Raw genomic sequence first — 3810 nt, 5'->3', positions numbered from 1 at the left:
GCGTCGGCGCGGCTGATGCGTCCCGGCGGCGCGGCGCCTGCCCGCCGTGTTCGGCGCGGCGGTGCAGGCCCTGGCCTGAACGGCGTCCGGCGGTCGGCGCGCCGGCCGGGAGACCGCCTGCCGGGAACCCACACGCCGGAAGCCGCACGGCGGACGCGACACGATGGAAGCCGCGCGGCGGGAGACCGCCTGCCGGGGGCCATGCGGCGGACGCCGTCCGCCGCGCGGTCAGGCGGCCCGGCGGACGGTCTCCGTCTCCGGGGCGTGGCGGCTCGTTCCGGGGAAGCGGACCCGCCACTCCCCGCCGCGGTGCCCGCGCACCTTGCGGATGAAGCGCCCGCCGCGGTCCGTCGTGGCCGTGGCCACCTTCGTCCAGTCCGCCCCCCGCTCCGGCCGGTGCAGGATCTCCACCCGCTGGCGGGGGAAGGGGGCGTAGTCCAGGTAGCCCTCCGGGTCGATCCGGTTCAGCACACCCCTGACCTGCACGCCCCTGTCGGCCCGGCGGACCTGGAGGGCGGTGAAGTCGGTCGCGTGCCGGAGCCGGAAGCCGGCGTGCCGGACGACCCGGTGGCCGTCGTCGCCCTTCGCGGTGGCGGTGACGGTCCACTGCCCGGTGGGGTACCAGCGGTTCAGCCGCCGCTCCGGCAGGAACCGCCAGGTCCGCCAGCCCGGATCCGGCAGCCGCTGCGCGCTCTCCTGCCCCGGCTGCCAGTCTTGCGGGGAGTCGGCCGGCAGAGAGGAGGCGGACTGCGAGGAAGCGGACGGCGAGGAAACGGGCGGCGCGCCGGGCTCGACCTTGATCGTCACGCCGTCCCGGCCGGAGACCCCGCGGGCGACCACCTCGATGACCAGGCGCACCGGCCGGTCCGGGTGGACCACCGGGGAGGCCGGCCGCAGGGTGATCGAGCGGATCGCCACGTGGTCGTCCGCGGCGACGGGCGCGGCCGTGGCCACCAGCGCCGGCAGAGCGCACGCCCCGGCCGTCAGGGAGATGAGAAAAGCTCTGAAGGTCATGACCAGGAACGCTAGATATCGCCTGGCAATGGCCGTGGAGGCGACAGGCCCGCGAACGGCCAAGAGGCGGGAAAGCGCCCGCCCCCCTCCCGAGGACGGACGCCTCCCTGCTCCGGTGCCGTCAGCCGGCGTACATCTCGTCGATGATCGCGGCGTACTTGGCGTGCACGACGCGGCGCTTCAGCTTCAGGCTCGGGGTGAGCTCCTCGCTCTCGGGCGTCCACTCCACCGGCAGCAGGCGCCAGCGCTTGATCTGCTGGACCCGGGCCAGCTTCTCGTTGGCCGCCGCGACGGCGGCCTCGACGGCCTTGAGGACGTCGGGGTGCTCGGCGAGCTCGGCCAGGGTCGCGGGCCCGATCCCGTGCGCCTGCGCCCAACCGGGGGCGACCTCGCCGTCGAGGGTGAGGATCGCCACCGGGTACGGCCTGCCGTCGCCGTAGGCGAGGGCCTGTCCGATGAGCGGGTGCTCCTTGAGGTGGTTCTCGATGTTGGCCGGGGAGATGTTCTCCCCGCCGGCGGTGATGATGAGCTCCTTCTTTCGGTCGACGATCCTGACGAAGCCGTCCTCGTCGACGGAGCCCACGTCCCCGGTGTGCAGCCAGCCGTCGGGGTCGAGCAGTTCGGCGCTGGCCTCGGGGCGGTTCAGGTAGCCGCGGGTGTTGAGCGGGCTGCGAGTGAGGATCTCGCCGTCCTCGGCGATGCGGACCTCGACGCCGGGTTCGGCGCGGCCGACGGTGCCGAGCTTGTAGCTCTCGGGGCTGTTGGCGGTGAACGCCCCCGTCGTCTCGGTCATGCCGTACACGTCGAGGATCTTCAGGCCGAGGCCGGCGAAGAACCGCTGGACCTCGATGGGCATCGGGGCCGCGGCGGTGGCCAGCCAGCGGGCGTTGTCGAATCCGATCATGGAGCGGATGATCGAGAGCAGCGCGGCGTCGGCGGCGTCGTAGGCCTGCTGGACCTCCGGCGCGACCGCCTGCCCGTGCTGGCCCGCCTCGACGTAGGCCAGTCCGGCGGCCATCGCCTTGCGCACGTTCTCCTGCTGCTCCTCCGGCTGGGTCGCCAGCAGCGACTGCAGGCGGGCCATCATCTTCTCCCACACCCGCGGGACGCCGAAGAACATGACCGGCTTGACCTGCCCGAGCGTCGCGCCCAGGTTCGCCAGGTCTGTGCAGAAGTGCACGTGCGAGACCTTGAACAGCGGCAGGTAGAGGCTGAGCACCCGCTCGGCGATGTGCGCGTAGGTCAGGTAGGAGATCTGCGTGCCGTGGGTGGGCAGCGAGGTCATCCGGTCGGTGGCGCCGACCTCGTAGAGCACGTTGGCGTGGGTGAGCGGCACGCCCTTGGGGTTGCCGGTGGTCCCGGAGGTGTACAGGACCGTCAGGACGTCGTCGGGCCGGACCGCCTGCCAGCGGGCGTCGACCGCGGCCGGGGCGGCGGCCAGGCGCTCGCGGCCCAGCTCCAGGAAGTCGTCCCAGCCGAGGAAGCGGTCGTCGCCGGCCGGGACGTCGCCCAGCATCACGATCCGGGTCAGGCGGGGCAGCTCGCCGAGGATCGGCTCCCAGCGGGCCAGTTCGGCCGCGCCGCCCAGCACGGCGACCTTCGCCCCGACGTTGTCGGCGACGAAGGCGATCTGATCGGGGGCGAAGGTGGAGTAGACCGAGCACGACGCGGCCCCGGCGTGCACGGCCCCCAGGTCGGCCAGCACGTGCTCGCTCCGGTTGATCATCATCAGCGCGACGGTGTCGCCGGACTCCACCCCGAGGGCGGCGAATCCGGCCGCGATCTCCAGGACCCGCTGCCGGGCCTCGGCGTAGGTGAGGGTGGACCAGCCGCCCTCGATCGGGTCGGAATAGGCGGGCGCGTCAGGGTTCTGCTCCGCCGTCTCCTTCAGCTGTGCGCAAACGGTACGGCCCGCGATCTCCCGCTCGATCGCGGCGCGCACCTCAAGGACCTCACCCATGACGCGCCTCCAGAAAGTGCTCACTTGCACGATTGGGATGCATCGCACCACACCGGGTCGGCGCAGACAAGACCTTGCGGAAATAAGGAACCGGACCGTTCCCCGACGGGACGGGCCCTTCGCGCGGCCTCGCACCGCCGTCGCGACGCGGTGGGCGGGAGCCCGACTCAGGAGGACCATAGGCCCGGTCATGGGATCATTTCCGGGTGACCCAGCTGCTCGATCTCGTCGGAATCTTCGTCTTCGCGCTCTCCGGAGCGCTCGTCGGCGTGCGCAGGCGGCTGGACGTGGTCGGCATGGCCGTCCTCGCCTCGGTGACCGCGCTGGGCGGCGGGATCCTGCGGGACCTGATCCTCAACGTACGGCCCGCCGCCTTCTTCAGCGTCGGCTACGTGGTGGTGCCCCTGGCCGCCACGGTGATCGTGTTCTTCTGGCACCCGCACGTCCAGCGGGTGATGCCGGTGGTGAACGTGTTCGACGCGGCGGGCCTGGGACTGTTCTGCGCCGTCGGCACGGAGAAGGCGCTGGTGGCCGGTCTCAGCCCGCTGCACTCCGTCCTGCTCGGGGTCACCACGGCGGTCGGCGGCGGCGTGCTGCGCGACATGCTCTCCGGCCAGATCCCCGTGCTGCTCTACGACCGCCAGTTCTACGCGGTGCCGGCCATGCTCGGCTCGGCGGTGATGGCCGTGCTCTACGTCCTCGACCTGCACGGCTGGACCGCCACCCTCGCCGCGGCCGTGCTGGCCTTCGGGCTGCGGATCGCCGCCGTGCGCTTCCGGCTCCGCGCCCCGCTCGCCCGGGGCGTCGCGGCGGCCGATGCGCAGGCGTCGCAGGCC

3 protein-coding genes are annotated in these 3810 nt (G+C 72.8%); 1 reads left to right on the top strand and 2 read right to left on the bottom strand.

All coding sequences use genetic code 11. The features are described 5' to 3' along the window. Positions 1-228: 228 nt before the first annotated feature. Both ACWJ6R_RS32065 and ACWJ6R_RS32060 read right to left on the bottom strand, forming a co-directional pair. Positions 229-1014 carry a hypothetical protein gene (locus ACWJ6R_RS32065; protein WP_449065806.1) on the bottom strand — a complete coding sequence of 262 codons (786 nt, stop codon included), beginning with the start codon at positions 1012-1014 and terminating at the stop codon, positions 229-231. A gap of 121 nt (positions 1015-1135) precedes the next feature. Continuing rightward, the gene (locus tag ACWJ6R_RS32060; RefSeq protein WP_449065805.1) at positions 1136-2974 is read right to left on the bottom strand and encodes an AMP-dependent synthetase/ligase; all 1839 of its coding nucleotides are present in this window, start codon (positions 2972-2974) and stop codon (positions 1136-1138) included. Between the two features lie 206 nt (positions 2975-3180). On the opposite strand from ACWJ6R_RS32060, the gene ACWJ6R_RS32055 reads away from it, so the two are divergent. Next, positions 3181-3810 (top strand): trimeric intracellular cation channel family protein (locus tag ACWJ6R_RS32055; protein WP_449065804.1); only part of this gene is annotated, 630 nt, incomplete at its 3' end.

This window comes from Planomonospora algeriensis (genome assembly GCF_977012225.1).
The sequence above is the reverse complement of the archived record's forward strand: the minus strand, read 5'-3'. Positions and strand labels throughout refer to the sequence as shown.